The following is a 13,844-nucleotide window of genomic DNA, read 5'->3' as shown; positions in this document are numbered from 1 at the left end:
TGCTAGATATTATAAAATAGAAGAGCCCTGTCTGACTTTTATATGAGATGGTATGGATCTTCCTGCTCCATAAAGAGACAAAACGCCATTTAGATTAGCTGCTTCATATGATCGAGCTCTTATAGCCTTATCTGATATTGTCATATTTCTTAAAGATAACTTCTGATATTCAGCGTTTTGAGATATAAGAGAGTTATTACTTAATAACTCAAACTTTTTATCAATTATTTTAGAAATACTAGAGCAACTTTTACTCAACACTACTAATACATTATCTATCTCAATTAATATTATATAGGCATGGATAATATCACTAATTTTTACTTCTTTATCTTGATTATTAATGAAATACACTGTTCTTTCTGAAGGAAAAATACGTAAGGAATATAAATATAACTTTCCATTCACTTCAATCTCTTTTTTTACTTCATCAATTAAAAATCCCTTTCCCTCCTGACAATTCCTACTCGCACAATCAAGAAGTTCTACATGATTAATATCCTGCTCTTTAGATCTATAGAAGTAAGCATTCTTTGTTAGCGATAGCATTGATATATCCAAATTAGACATACATTTTTTCTCCATATTATATGTTTCTTATAAAAGCCATAAATAATTCAGGATTCATTAAAAATAAATACTTTCATTATTTATTTTAAAACGACTCTCGCATTTCTGAACAATCGCATCCACGCACCATCTTCTGTCCAGTCTTCTGGATACCACGAGTTGGAAACCGCACGGTAAACACGCTCAGGGTGTGGCATCATTATGGCGACACGTCCGTTGCGGTTGGAAAGGGCGGTGATGCCGTCAATCGAGCCGTTCGGGTTGGCTGGGTATTGAGTGGTTGACTTGAGATCATTATCAATATATTGCGCGATAATCAAATTTTGCTCGCGCAGCATCGCAAGTTGTTGATCGTTTTTGAACTCAACACGTCCTTCACCGTGCGAAACCGCGATTGGCATATGAGAGCCTGCCATTCCGTTAAACCATAAAGACGCTGTATCATTGATACGCACCATTGCCGCGCGCGCTTCAAAACGCTCTGATTGGTTACGCACAAAACGTGGCCAAGCTTCTGTTCCTGAGATAATTTCAGCCAAATTCGCCAACATTTGGCAACCATTACATACCCCTAAGGCAAGGGTGCTTTCACGCTCAAAGAAAGTGGCAAATTGATCACGAAGTGCGGTGTTAAATAGGATAGATTTTGCCCAGCCGCCACCAGCACCTAGCACATCACCATAAGAGAAACCACCACAAGCAACAAGGGCTTGGAAGTCTTTTAAGTGATGACGTTGCTGTTGTAAATCGCTCATATGCACATCAATAGCATCAAAACCTGCTCGGTCAAAGGCGGCTGCCATTTCATAATGGCTGTTCACCCCTTGCTCGCGTAAAATAGCAATGCGTGGACGTACACCTGTAGCAATATAAGGGGCGGCAATGTCTTCATTGACATCATAAGTTAAAGACACGGAGAAGCCTTTATCATTTGGATTTTTCTTCGCAGCAAATTCTTGATCGGCACATTCTGGATTATCACGCAATGCCTGCATTTTGTGGGTCAATTCCGCCCAAATGCCACGCAATTCAGAACGAGTTTCTTTTAATAACACTTTTGTGCCACGGGTAATTTCAAATTGGTCATCTTGGTTTACTGTGCCGAGTTCTTTCAACAGCGGTAGCACGCCATTTTGTTCAAAAATGTGGCGAACGACGTTGAGATCGCTTTCTTTCACTTGGATCACCGCACCGATTTCTTCATTAAAGAGGACGGCGAGATCGTTATCGCCTAAGGCACTGATGTCCACCGATAATCCGCAATGCCCCGCAAATGCCATTTCTGCAAGAGTGATGATTAAACCACCATCGGAGCGGTCGTGGTAGGCGAGCAATTTTTGTTCATTCACCAGTTGTTGCATTGCATTGAAGAAGCCTTTCAGGCTTTCCACATTCACTACATCTGCGGGTTTATCACCTAATTGTTTATAAACCTGCGCCAATGCCGTTGCACCTAAGCGATTTTTGCCTTCACCTAAATCAATCAATAATAAACGGCTGCTGCCTTTATCTGTGCGTAATTGTGGCGTAGCGGTTTTGCGCACATCTTCCACGCGCGCAAAGGCACTGATAACTAAGGAAAGCGGTGCGGTAACGGATTTTTGTTCGCCATTTTCCTGCCAAGTGGTTTTCATTGACATTGAATCTTTCCCCACTGGAATGGTCAAGCCTAATTGCGGGCAAAGTTCTTCCCCCACGGCTTTCACGGCTTCATAAAGCCCAGCATCTTCGCCCGAATGCCCTGCGGCAGACATCCAGTTTGCAGAAAGTTTAATGCGTTTAATATCACCAATATCTGTTGCGGCAATATTGGTTAGGCTTTCCGCAACCGCTAAGCGTGCGGAGGCAGCGAAATCTAACAATGCCACAGGCGCACGTTCGCCCATTGCCATTGCTTCACCGTGATAGCTGTCTAAAGAGGTGGTGGTAACCGCACAATCCGCCACAGGGATTTGCCACGGGCCGACCATTTGATCCCGTGCTACCATTCCCGTTACGGAACGATCGCCAATGGTGATTAAGAAGGTCTTTTCCGCCACCACAGGCAAGCGTAAGACACGATGCAACGCTTCTTTGAGCTGAATTTGAGATTGATCTACGGCAGGATTATTCACCTGTGCTGATGCCACATCGCGGGTCATTTTCGGTGTTTTTCCTAATAACACATTCATTGGCAGATCGATAGGATCGTTGGCAAAATGATCATCGTGCAAGGTGAGATGTTGCTGTTCTGTGGCTTCTCCAATCACCGCGAAAGGTGCGCGTTCACGCTGACAAAGTTGCTCAAGCAAAGCAAGTTTTTCAGGGGCGACCGCAAGCACGTAGCGTTCTTGTGATTCGTTACACCAGATTTCTAACGGCGACATTCCTTTCTCATCGCATAAAATTTCACGCAGTTCAAAGCGTCCGCCACGTCCGCCATCGTGTACTAGCTCAGGCATTGCATTAGAAAGCCCTCCAGCCCCCACATCGTGGATAAATAAAATCGGGTTGTCATCGCCCATTTGCCAACAGCGATCGATAACTTCTTGGCAACGGCGTTCCATTTCGGGGTTATCACGTTGCACGGAGGCAAAATCAAGATCCTCTTTGGATTTGCCTGATGCCATAGAAGACGCCGCACCACCGCCTAAGCCGATATTCATTGCTGGGCCGCCAAGCACGATCAATTTCGCCCCCACAGGGATTTCCCCTTTTTGCACGTGTTCGGCACGGATATTCCCAATTCCGCCTGCTAACATAATAGGCTTGTGATAGCCACGCACTTCTTCGCCATTGAAACTGTTCACTTTTTCTTCGTAAGTGCGGAAATAGCCCAATAACGCAGGGCGGCCAAATTCATTATTAAATGCCGCACCGCCTAATGGGGCTTCAAGCATAATGTCGAGTGCGGAGGCAATGCGATTAGGTTTTGATAGCGGAGCTTCCCAAGGTTGTTCAAAGTCAGGAATGATAAGGTTCGACACCGAAAAGCCCACCAAACCCGCTTTCGGTTTTGCCCCCCGCCCTGTTGCCCCTTCATCACGGATTTCCCCGCCTGAACCTGTGGCAGCCCCGGGGAAAGGGGAAATGGCGGTTGGGTGGTTGTGCGTTTCCACTTTCATTAAAATGTGAGCGTCTTCTTGATGATAGCGATATTGTCCATCTTGATCAGGGAAAAAGCGCCCAACCTTTGAACCTTCCATTACCGCTGCGTTATCTTTATAAGCAGAAAGCACATAATCAGGGGTTTTCTCAAAGGTATTTTTGATCATTTTAAACAGGGATTTTTCTTGCTTTTCGCCATCAATGATCCAATCGGCATTAAAAATTTTGTGGCGACAATGCTCTGAATTGGCTTGGGCGAACATATAAAGTTCCACATCCGTTGGATTACGTCCAAGTGCGGTGAAATTTTCCAGCAAATAATCAATTTCATCTTCTGCCAACGCTAAACCCAATTCCACATTGGCTTGTTCTAGGGCTTGGCGACCACCGTTTAAAATATCTACTCGGGTAAAGGCTTTCGGCACTTGATGTTGGAATAAGATTTCCGCTTCTTGTGGCGTGCGGATCACCGTTTCCATCATTCGGTCATAAATATGGCTAATGAGTTGAGCCTGCTCTTTCTCATTTAACGCACGTTCTAACTCAAAATAAAACGCCAACCCACGCTCTAAACGCACCACTTTATTTAAACCGCAGTTGTGTGCAATGTCCGTGGCTTTTGATGACCAAGAAGAAATCGTCCCCACTCGTGGAATCACGATAAAGCATTCTCCTTTTGGCTCGTGCTGAGCCAAAGTTGGGCCGTAATGCAATAATTGGGTTAATTCTTGTTCTTCCAACGCATTAAGGGCTTCGCTTAGCTCGGCAAAATGCACATATTCGGCATAACAGAATTTAACGGGAAGCTGAGCTTGTTGGAAGCGAAGAGAAAGTTGATTTAAACGGAATGGGGAAAGGGCTGGTGAGCCACGAAAAATCTGTAACATAGACTTTACCATTGGTTAGATGAATAAAAAACTCGCCTATTATAAAAGAATTTCGCGCAAAACGAAAACGTTTGCGTAAAACTAACGATAAAGAAAAGAGCGGTTAAAAAGTAGTGTATTTTTCATGAATAAAAAAATAGTGAAAAAACAACCGCACTTTTGGTTTAAGGAAAAGGGCGGTTGTTAGTTAGCTAAGCCAAGCGAGGGATTTAGTTTGATTTTTTACGACGTTTTAAAGTATCAAGTAATACGGCAAAGACGATGATTAAACCTTTTACAATTTGTTGCCAGTAAGGATCGACACCTAACATATTTAGACCTTTGTTGGTTGTGCCTATAATCAATGCGCCAATTACGCACATTGGAATGCTACCAAAACCACCACTTAATGATACGCCACCGATTACCGCAGCAGCAATTGCATCAAGTTCCCAAGCTAATCCGTAAGAAGGGTTACCTGCATAGGTGCGAGCTGCAAGCAATGCACCCGCCAAACCAGATAATGCGCCCGCTAAGGTATATACCCAAATTAAGGTTTTGGTGGTGTTAATCCCACAAATTTTTGCCGCGTTAAGATTTCCGCCTACTGCATAAACATGGCGGCCAAAGGTGGAGCGGCTAAGTAAAATGTGTGATCCAATCACAATCAAAATATATAAAATCACCAATCCAGGTAAGCCGAAAACATTTACATCGGCAATCCAAGTAAAGGCCTCGGAGGAGGCGTCAATTGGGCGTCCATCTGAATACAATTGTGCAGCACCACGCGCAATAATCATCATACCTAAGGTGGCAATAAAAGGCGGAATTGCGCCTACTGCGGTTAATGTTCCATTAATTGCACCGAGCAGTGCGCCCAATGCTAATGAAATCGCAAAAGCGAGAATAGCCGCACTTACGGAATCCCCGCCAGTAACCACGGAGGCGGAAACTACTGCGGTGAGTGCAACGACAGAGCCTGAGGATAAATCGATCCCTGTGGTGATAATTGCAAACGTTACGCCGATAGCAATAATCCCAAACATTGAAACTTGTTCAATAATACTCCAGACCGTACGAGCAGAGAAAAAACCATCAATTGAGAGGGAGAGGGCTAAAAAGAGTCCAATTAAGATAAAAACCATTCCATAAGCGTTTATGATTTTCTTTAAAGTCGCGTGTGACATAATATATACCTCATTTGTTTTCACCATTTTACTGGTTTGAATGAATGTTGATCTGTTTATAAATGCTGTTATGCGCCTGACGCTAATTCTAAAACGCGTTCCTGCGTTAGTTCTTGATGTGGGATAATTCCAACTTGGTGCCCTTCGTGCATTACCATAACTCTATCGCTCATTGAAAGTAGCTCTAGCATATCTGATGTGATCATAATGATCGTTTTTCCTTGCTTTGAAAGCTCAACCATTAATTTATAGAGTTCTGCTTTCGCCCCTACATCAATACCTTTTGTTGGTTCATCAAGGATTAAAATATCAGGTTCAAGTAAAAGCCAACGTGCGAGTAATACTTTCTGTTGGTTTCCTCCTGATAGATTATTAGTAATCACTTCTACATTTGGCGCCTTAATTTTGAGCTTATCTTTTTGTTCATAAGCCGTTTTTTGCGCACGAGTTACTGATACCAAAAAGTTTTCCAAGTAAGGAGACATTTTCGGCATAATCATATTGTCAGTGATACTTAAATTAAGAAATAGCCCAGTTAATTTACGATCTTCTGTTACAAAACCAATTTTGTATTTCATTGCATCTAAGGGATTATGAATTTCAGCTTTTTCACCATGAATGTAAATTTCTCCGCTATCTGCTGGCTTATAGCCAAATAACCCTTCTACTATTTCAGAACGCCCTGCCCCTACCAAGCCAGCAATACCAAAAATTTCTCCTTTGCGAACTTTGAAATTAATATTTTGATATTTTCCTGCACGGCTAAAGTTTTTAACTTCAACAACAATTTCATCTGAAATCTCGAAACGCTCACGTTGGAACATTTCAGACATATCTCGCCCAACCATCATTGCGATAAGCTGATCTTTAGTAATATCTGACGTTGCTTTTGTACCAACATATTGCCCATCACGAATTACGGTAATCTCATCAGAAACTTTAAATACCTCATCTAATTTATGTGAAATAAAAATAATGGCGATACCACGATTTTTCACAATATCAATAATACGATAAAGTTGTTCTACCTCAGTTTCAGTCAATGCCGTGGTCGGTTCGTCCATAATAATCACTTTCGCATCATTTGAGACGGCAGTTGCAATGGCGACAAGTTGTGCTTTCGCAACAGAGACTTCAGACATTTTGACGGTAACATCCATTGGCACGCCAAGATCATTGAGAATTTCTGCTGCTCTTGCATTCATCTCTTTTTGATTAAGTAAGAAACGTCCTTTTGTAATTTCGCGCCCAAGATAGAAATTATCTGCAATGGTTAAATTGGCGGCAGGTGAAATTTCTTGCGGCACCATTGTTAAGCCATGTCGAATAGCGTCAATAGGTCGGGTAGGTTTAAAAGGTTTATCATCTAAAATTAACTCACTGCCTACATCGGGGGTGTAAATGCCGTAAAGCACTTTCATCAATGTGGATTTACCTGCGCCATTTTCACCCATTAAGGCGTGAATAGATCCTCTTTTTACTTTTAAATTAATTCCATCTAATGCTTTTACCCCAGGAAATGTTTTAGAAACATTACGCATTTCTAAAATATAGGGCAATTTTGTCGCTGTACTCATACTCTACTCCTTCATATCAATATTTATCAGAGTTATTCTTTATATTTATTGAGATATTGTGCTTTTTTATCAGGTGTAACTAACTCAAATGGAATCCATTTTATGGCGGGAACTTTTTCTCCTTTTGCCGCTTTATACGCCAGTTCAATACTCATTCTGCCTTGTTCTGCAGCCGACTGAAATATAGTGGCATCTAAGCCTTTACCAAGATATTCAAGCGCATCTGGTGTTGCATCAATACCGATAATAATTATTTCATCATCAGCAATCCCTGCTTTCCTTGCTGCAAGTAATGCACCGATTGCCATTTCGTCATTATTTGCTAGCACTACATTAATATTTTTGTGTACCGCAAATAAATTTTCGGCGACTTCCATTGCTTTCGCTCTATCCCATTTTGCCTCTTGCTCGGAAAGGATATTGATTTCAGGGTGAGAAGCTAAAACAGATTTATTTCCTTCTGTGCGTTTAATTTGTGCATCAAGTCCTAAAGGACCTAATAAAATAATGGCATTAGCAGGTTTTCCATTTAATGTGCGTAAAACGAATTCGCCTTGCATTTTTCCACTGGTAATTTCCTCCGAACCTACATAGCTGGTGAGGTATTGCATATCTTCATCATTCGGTTTAACCGTAACAGCAATTAATGGAATTTTTGCTTTCTTTGCTTTTAAACCTATTGATTTCACAATTTTAGGATCGGTTAGCATTACAACAATGGCATCAACATCAATAAAGTTTTCAATATCATTCAACATTTTTGCCGGATCGCCATTTGCATCTGCAAATTTGAGTTTTACATCCTGATGCGCCTTTTCAAATTTCTGCATTGCATCTTGTAAATAAGTGGGATACTTATCCGACAAGCTATACATCGACACACCTATGGTTAAGGATTTGGCAAATAATGCGGGAATAAAGAAGATGCCAAGAAGTAGGAAGAATAGTTTTTTCAACATCACTTACACTCCAAAAATAACTTAAAAATGAACCGCACTTTGAGTTATCTCGTATCAGTTAAAGGAAAGGACAAAGTCAGCACTTTGCCCTTCAGTATGAGTGTTATTTGTATTTGGCTTGATATTCCTCTTTTTTATCTGGGGTAACTAATTCAAATGGAATCCATTTGATGGCAGGCACTTTTTCTCCTTTTGCCGCTAAATATGCCACTTCTGCACCAGCAGAGCCTTGCCCCTTGGCTGATTGATAGACGGTAGCATCAAGCCCTTTGCCTAAATATTCCAAGGCATCTGGCGTGGCATCTAAGCCAACAATAAGAATGTCTTCATCTTTTAGTCCAAGTTTACGTGACGCAAGCAACGCCCCAATTGCCATTTCATCATTGTTGCTCACCACAACATTAATCTCTTTATTTGCAGCCAATACGTTTTCAGCAATACTCAACCCTCTATCGCGTTCCCATTTTCCTTCTTGCTCTGTCGCGATGTTGATATTTTTATGTTGTGCAAAAATATCTTTGTTACCTTGAGTACGCTTAGTAACAGCATCTTGCCCTAAAGGCCCTAATAAAATTAATGCATTACCCGATTTGCCATCTAACGTATTCACAATAAAATCCGCTTGAATACGTCCGCCTTCAATCTCATCAGATCCCACATAGCTTGTAACGTATTTCATATCTTCATCATTAGGTTTACGATTGACAATAATGAGAGGAATTTTGGCTTTTTGTGCTTTACGTCCAATGACCTTAACAATATTTGGATCTGTAGGGACAACAAGTAAAGCATCAACATTTTGATCGATAAATGTTTCTACATCATTTAACAAACGAGCGGGATCGCCATTTGCATCGGATAATTTAATTTCCACATCATCGTGTTTTGCATCAAAATCACGAATCGAATCTTGTAAATATGTTTGCCATTTATCAGCGAAAGAATTCATTGGGGCACCAATCACAAGCTGCTTACTCATCACCGCTTGAGAGGTCAATAACAATCCGCCACATAACATTGCTAATAGTGTTTTTTTCATTCTTCTACTCCTATTTTAAAGGTTAGATTGATTACAAAGCCGAAATACCACTATATTGCACAAGGCCTATTTTGTGAATATAAATTTCAATTTTAGATAATTTTGAAACAAATTATCTATTTTTATATATAGCATTAAGGTCAAAGGCTCGCAATCATCAAGTTAAAAAATTGTGAATTAGATCGTGTTTTGCCATTTAAAAATAGAAAAAAGCACATAAAAACTCACATTTTTTCCACCGCACTTATAAAAAATGAAGGTTTAAGCATTTTTCTACCCTTTGATGAGCTTTTCATCGCATAAATCTAGTCCCTAACCAAAAATTTGATCTCCATAACAAAATGAAACATTTCCGTTTGATCATCCAATATTTGAAATGTATATTTCAATCAATGGAGTTTCTTTGATGTAATCAACTTATCTAAAAAGATATAAGGAATCGTTATGTTAGCCTTTATTTCCTTTGTAGGTTTTACGGCATTAGTTGCTGTGTTAGCTTGGTGGTACACCAGAAAAGACGATCTGAGTAACTCGGAAGGGTATTATCTCGCAGGGCGCTCATTAACCGCGGTGTTCATAGCAGGCTCAATGATGCTGACCAATCTTTCTACGGAACATTTAGTTGGCTTGAATGGATTGGCTTATCGTCAAGGATTTATCGTAATGGCTTGGGAAGTGATCGCAGCCATCACCATTGCCGCGTTCGCCCTTTATTTTCTGCCTAAATATCTAAAGCTAGGGATAGCAACAATCCCTGAATTTTTAGAAAAACGCTTTGATAAAGGCACACTACTGATCACCTCCTTACTTTTTTAGGCTGCTATGTCATCTCCTTATTACCTATCGTGCTTTATACTGGTGCTTTAGCATTAGAAAGTTTATTCCAAGTTTCTATGGTCTTTGGCGTGAGCAAAACGACTGCTATTTGGATAATGGTATGGGGCATTGGCATTCTAGGTTCAATTTATGCTATTTTTGGTGGCTTAAAAGCGGTTGCTGTATCTGATACGATTAATGGCGTTGGGTTATTAGTTGGCGGTATTTTAGTTACCGTTTTAGGGCTTGCCTATGTCGGGGCAGGAAACCCTTGGGAAGGGCTGAAAGAAGTCTATCAAGCTAATCCAGACCATTTTAATTCTATTGGCAATAAAAATTCCGTTGTCCCATTCTCCACATTATTTACCAGAATGATTGTATCCAACCTATTCTTCTGGTGTACAAATCAATCTATTATCCAACGTGCTTTAGGTGCAAAAAACCTCAAAGAAGGGCAAAAAGGAGTACTATTCTGTGCATTCCTAAAATTGTTAGGACCTTTACTCATTATCCTTCCGGGAATTGTTGCCTTCCACATTTTCCAAGGACAACTTGATGTGCCAGATCAAGCCTATCCAGATCTTGTACACCTTGTTTTACCTGAAGCATTAGTCGGTTTTTTTGCTGCGGTTGTCGTAGGTGCTGTGCTTTCAACATTTAATAGCGCATTAAATTCTTCCGTTACGCTTTTCTCTCGCAACGTATATAAAACTCAACTCAATCCTAATGCGAGCGATCTTCAATTAGTCAAAGTCGGAAAGATTGTCGGCACAGTTTTAGCAATCATTGCAATGATTGTGGCACCACTGGTTGCTAATGCGCCAGAAGGGCTTTACTTCCTAATTCAACAGCTACAAGGTATTTTTAACGCTCCGATTTTAAGTGTAGTTGTAGTGGGGCTGCTAACCAAACGCGTTCCACCAATTGCGGCAAAATTTGGCTTAATTTTTGGTATGGTTGCTTACATTTTCTGTTCATTTGTTATTAAAGTGGATATTCACTTCTTCCACTTAATCGCCATTCTCTTTGCGATTAATGTAGTGGTCATGCTTATTATTGGTAAAATTGCGCCAATGGAAACACCATATAAAGAAGAATACACCAAACAGGTGGATATTAAACCTTGGGCGTTAGCAAAACCAGTCGCATTAATTATTAGCTTCCTTTCTTTCACTATGTACATTTTTATGGCGCATAATGTCCCTGATTATGTTTGGATTGGCTACTACTGCCTTGGCGCAACATCAATTTTGTATTTTGTCTATGCACTTGTTAAAGAAAAAACAGCACAGTTGAAATCTTAATATAACAGCCACAAAAAACGCCCGAAATGGGCATTTTTTTGAAATCAAATCCCCAATCCCTGCCGAATAAGCTGTTCTTTCAACAAGCTGAATTGATTGGTGGCGCTAAGGCCGATGCCGCGGGCAAGTTTTTTCAGCGGGTTGTTGCCGGCGAAGAGATCTTTTAAGCCTTGCATTGCTATGAGCATTTTTACCGCTTCGGCTTTGCGTGTGCGTTCGTAATAACGTAGGTTGCGGTATTCACCGATGTCTAAGCCTAGGGCAAAATGTTTTTCAATTTCTTGCGCCAGTAGTAGGGCATCTTGCAAGCCGAGATTTACCCCTTGTCCTGCCAGTGGGTGAATGGTGTGTGCGGCATCGCCAATTAGGGCGATACGCGGTTGAGCGAAGTTGCGTGCATAGCGCGCGGTAAGCGGAATGGCTTGGCGTTCGCTTTGCACTTCACATAATCCCAGCTGATTATCAAAGGCGATACTCAGCTGTTTGTTGAATTCTGTTTGTTCACAGCAGCTCAACTGTTTGGCTTGTTCTGGCGAAAGCGACCACACTATAGAACACAGATTTTCTTGATGTAATGGCAAGAACGCCAAAATGCTATCTGGAGCAAAAATTTGTCTGGCGCAGTGTTGATGTGGCTCTGCGGTTTTCACGTTACATACTAAGGCATATTGCCCATAATCGCGGAAAATAAGCGGAATATTAGCTTTTTGACGTAGCCACGAATTTGCGCCGTCTGCGCCCACAACCAGTTTCCCCGCTAACATTTGTCCGTCTGTTAAGGTGAGAATGGCGGTGCTTTCGTTAATGCCCAAGTGTTGTGCTGTTGCGTTGAAAATTTCCACATTTTCTTGTGTTGCCACTTGTTGCCACAGGCTATGTTGAATGATCTGGTTTTCCACAATATGCCCAAGGTGGGAAATGCCTAAGCCTTTGGTGTCAAATTCAATTTTGGCGAAACTGTCTTTTTCCCACACCAGCATTTTATCATAGGCGGTGGCACGTTCAGCTTGAATGGTTTGCCACGCGTTGAGTTCTTGCAATAAATGCTCGCTCGCAAGATTTAACGCGCTAACACGATAAGCTATATTCGTTAAAGAAAAATGTGGCGGATTAGGTTCGAGTAGGGCGATACGCATTGCGGTATTTTTTAATTTGGCAGCGAGCGCAAGCCCCACCATTCCACCACCGATAATAATTAGATCAAAATTTTTCACTATTCTAACCACCCTAATGCTGGTTTAATAAACTGCTGTTTGAGTAAATGAGATTGCGCCATTGCCATTAGCCCCAGATTCCGCCCAATTTGCAACGGTAATAATTCATTGGCAAAGAGAGAAACCAAGCCGTTGGTTAAGTTGATGAGCGTTGTTTGATTCCCTTGGCGTGCATTTTCATATTGGCTTAATAAAGAATAAGTGCCGAGATCTTGCCCTTGCATAAAGGCTTGGCTTAACAATTTAGCTAAGCAAATCACATCACGCATACCAAGATTGAAGCCTTGCCCTGCAATGGGGTGTAAGGTTTGTGCAGCATTGCCGACTAAGGCGGTGCGGTGATGAATGTGCTGGCTGGCTTGATATAACGCCAAAGGATAAGCAAAACGCTTGCCGCATTGTTGCAACTTGCCAAGCCGCCAGCCGAATTGTTGTTGTAGACGGGCAAGAAATGCGTCATCAGGCAATGCCATTAGCTCATCGGGTGATTTCACGCACCATACTAAGGACATTAAATTCTCTTGCATTGGCAGAAGCGCTAATGGGCCTTGCGCAGTGAAACGCTCAAAGGCACGCTGTTGGTGTGGCTGTTGTGCTTGAATGTTGGTGATAATGGCGGTTTGCTGATAATCGCGAAGTTTGTTGATCGCAATGTTGGCAGATTTCGCCACCAAAGATTGTGTGCCGTCTGCGCCGATAATCAGCTGACAAGATAAAGTGCGGTGATTTTTTAGCGAAATTTTCACCCGCACTTGCTCAAATTGGATTTGCTCAATCTCCACTGGGGAAAAATAATCAATGTTGGCGTATTGCTTGATTGCAGTCAGCAAGATTTCTCCCACAGGCTGTAAGGCGACCACCGCGCCCAATTGTTTTAGCTGAAATTCATCAGCGTGAAATTCGACTAAACCACTATGACCTTTATCGGAAACGTGAATATGCTCAATGGGGCAGGCAAGGGGTGAAATTTGTTGCCATAATGATTGTTGGTTAGGCAAATTGAGCTGCGCAAGCTGTTGACAAGAACCTGCTGAAAGGGCAATGCAACGGGCATCAAAACCGCTTTGCTGATGTTGTTGGGGCGCTTGTTTTTCTAATAACGCAATGCGCATTTTGCCTTGAGTTTGTGCGCTTAACGCTAAAGCAAGGGTGCAACCTGCCATTGCACCGCCCACGATAATCACATCATAATGCTTAATTTGTTCCATTTTTGCCCCATTTTACT

The 13,844-nt window shown here is 41.6% G+C and carries 10 protein-coding genes; 2 read left to right on the top strand and 8 right to left on the bottom strand.

The annotated features are described in order from the left end of the window. Positions 1 to 9: 9 nt before the first annotated feature. The 6 genes from ACNAV8_RS05810 to ACNAV8_RS05785 all read right to left on the bottom strand — a co-directional run bounded on the left by ACNAV8_RS05810 (position 10) and on the right by ACNAV8_RS05785 (position 9,285). Positions 10 to 570, bottom strand: a complete 561-nt coding sequence (locus tag ACNAV8_RS05810) for a hypothetical protein (RefSeq protein WP_415777375.1) — start codon at positions 568 to 570, stop codon at positions 10 to 12. Positions 571 to 650: 80 nt separating this feature from the next. Continuing rightward, complete coding sequence (gene purL, locus ACNAV8_RS05805; protein ID WP_103855021.1) at positions 651 to 4,544, bottom strand: phosphoribosylformylglycinamidine synthase; 3,894 nt, start codon at positions 4,542 to 4,544, stop codon at positions 651 to 653. 209 nt (positions 4,545 to 4,753) lie between these two features. After that, on the bottom strand, positions 4,754 to 5,710 hold the full coding sequence (locus ACNAV8_RS05800) for an ABC transporter permease (protein WP_103854768.1): 957 nt from the start codon (positions 5,708 to 5,710) through the stop codon (positions 4,754 to 4,756). Between the two features lie 68 nt (positions 5,711 to 5,778). Beyond that, positions 5,779 to 7,287, bottom strand: a complete 1,509-nt coding sequence (locus ACNAV8_RS05795; RefSeq protein WP_415777374.1) for a sugar ABC transporter ATP-binding protein — start codon at positions 7,285 to 7,287, stop codon at positions 5,779 to 5,781. Between the two features lie 32 nt (positions 7,288 to 7,319). Beyond that, entirely contained in the window at positions 7,320 to 8,246 is a 927-nt protein-coding gene (locus ACNAV8_RS05790; RefSeq protein WP_103854769.1) for a substrate-binding domain-containing protein, read from the bottom strand. A gap of 103 nt (positions 8,247 to 8,349) precedes the next feature. Beyond that, on the bottom strand, positions 8,350 to 9,285 hold the full coding sequence (locus ACNAV8_RS05785) for a substrate-binding domain-containing protein (protein ID WP_103853705.1): 936 nt from the start codon (positions 9,283 to 9,285) through the stop codon (positions 8,350 to 8,352). A 444-nt stretch (positions 9,286 to 9,729) separates the two neighbouring features. On the opposite strand from ACNAV8_RS05785, the gene ACNAV8_RS05780 reads away from it, so the two are divergent. Both ACNAV8_RS05780 and ACNAV8_RS05775 read left to right on the top strand, forming a co-directional pair. Next, positions 9,730 to 10,101 carry a sodium:solute symporter family transporter gene (locus ACNAV8_RS05780; protein WP_256594093.1) on the top strand — a complete coding sequence of 124 codons (372 nt, stop codon included), beginning with the start codon at positions 9,730 to 9,732 and terminating at the stop codon, positions 10,099 to 10,101. A gap of 29 nt (positions 10,102 to 10,130) precedes the next feature. Then, positions 10,131 to 11,405, top strand: coding sequence for a solute:sodium symporter family transporter (locus ACNAV8_RS05775; protein ID WP_256594092.1), 1,275 nt, complete (start codon positions 10,131 to 10,133; stop codon positions 11,403 to 11,405). A gap of 44 nt (positions 11,406 to 11,449) precedes the next feature. Here ACNAV8_RS05775 and ACNAV8_RS05770 read toward each other — a convergent pair whose 3' ends face one another. Then, positions 11,450 to 12,619, bottom strand: coding sequence for an FAD-dependent monooxygenase (locus ACNAV8_RS05770; protein WP_103854770.1), 1,170 nt, complete (start codon positions 12,617 to 12,619; stop codon positions 11,450 to 11,452). Beyond that, a complete protein-coding gene (gene ubiH, locus ACNAV8_RS05765) occupies positions 12,619 to 13,827 on the bottom strand; it encodes a 2-octaprenyl-6-methoxyphenyl hydroxylase (RefSeq protein ID WP_103854771.1) in 1,209 nt (402 codons plus the stop codon). The genes ACNAV8_RS05770 and ubiH overlap by 1 nt, the downstream gene beginning before the upstream one ends. Positions 13,828 to 13,844: the final 17 nt, after the last annotated feature.

It is taken from the genome of Avibacterium endocarditidis, assembly GCF_965138825.1.
GTDB classification, from domain to species: Bacteria; Pseudomonadota; Gammaproteobacteria; order Enterobacterales; family Pasteurellaceae; genus Avibacterium; species Avibacterium endocarditidis.
This window is presented reverse-complemented; position numbering and strand designations above follow the sequence as displayed.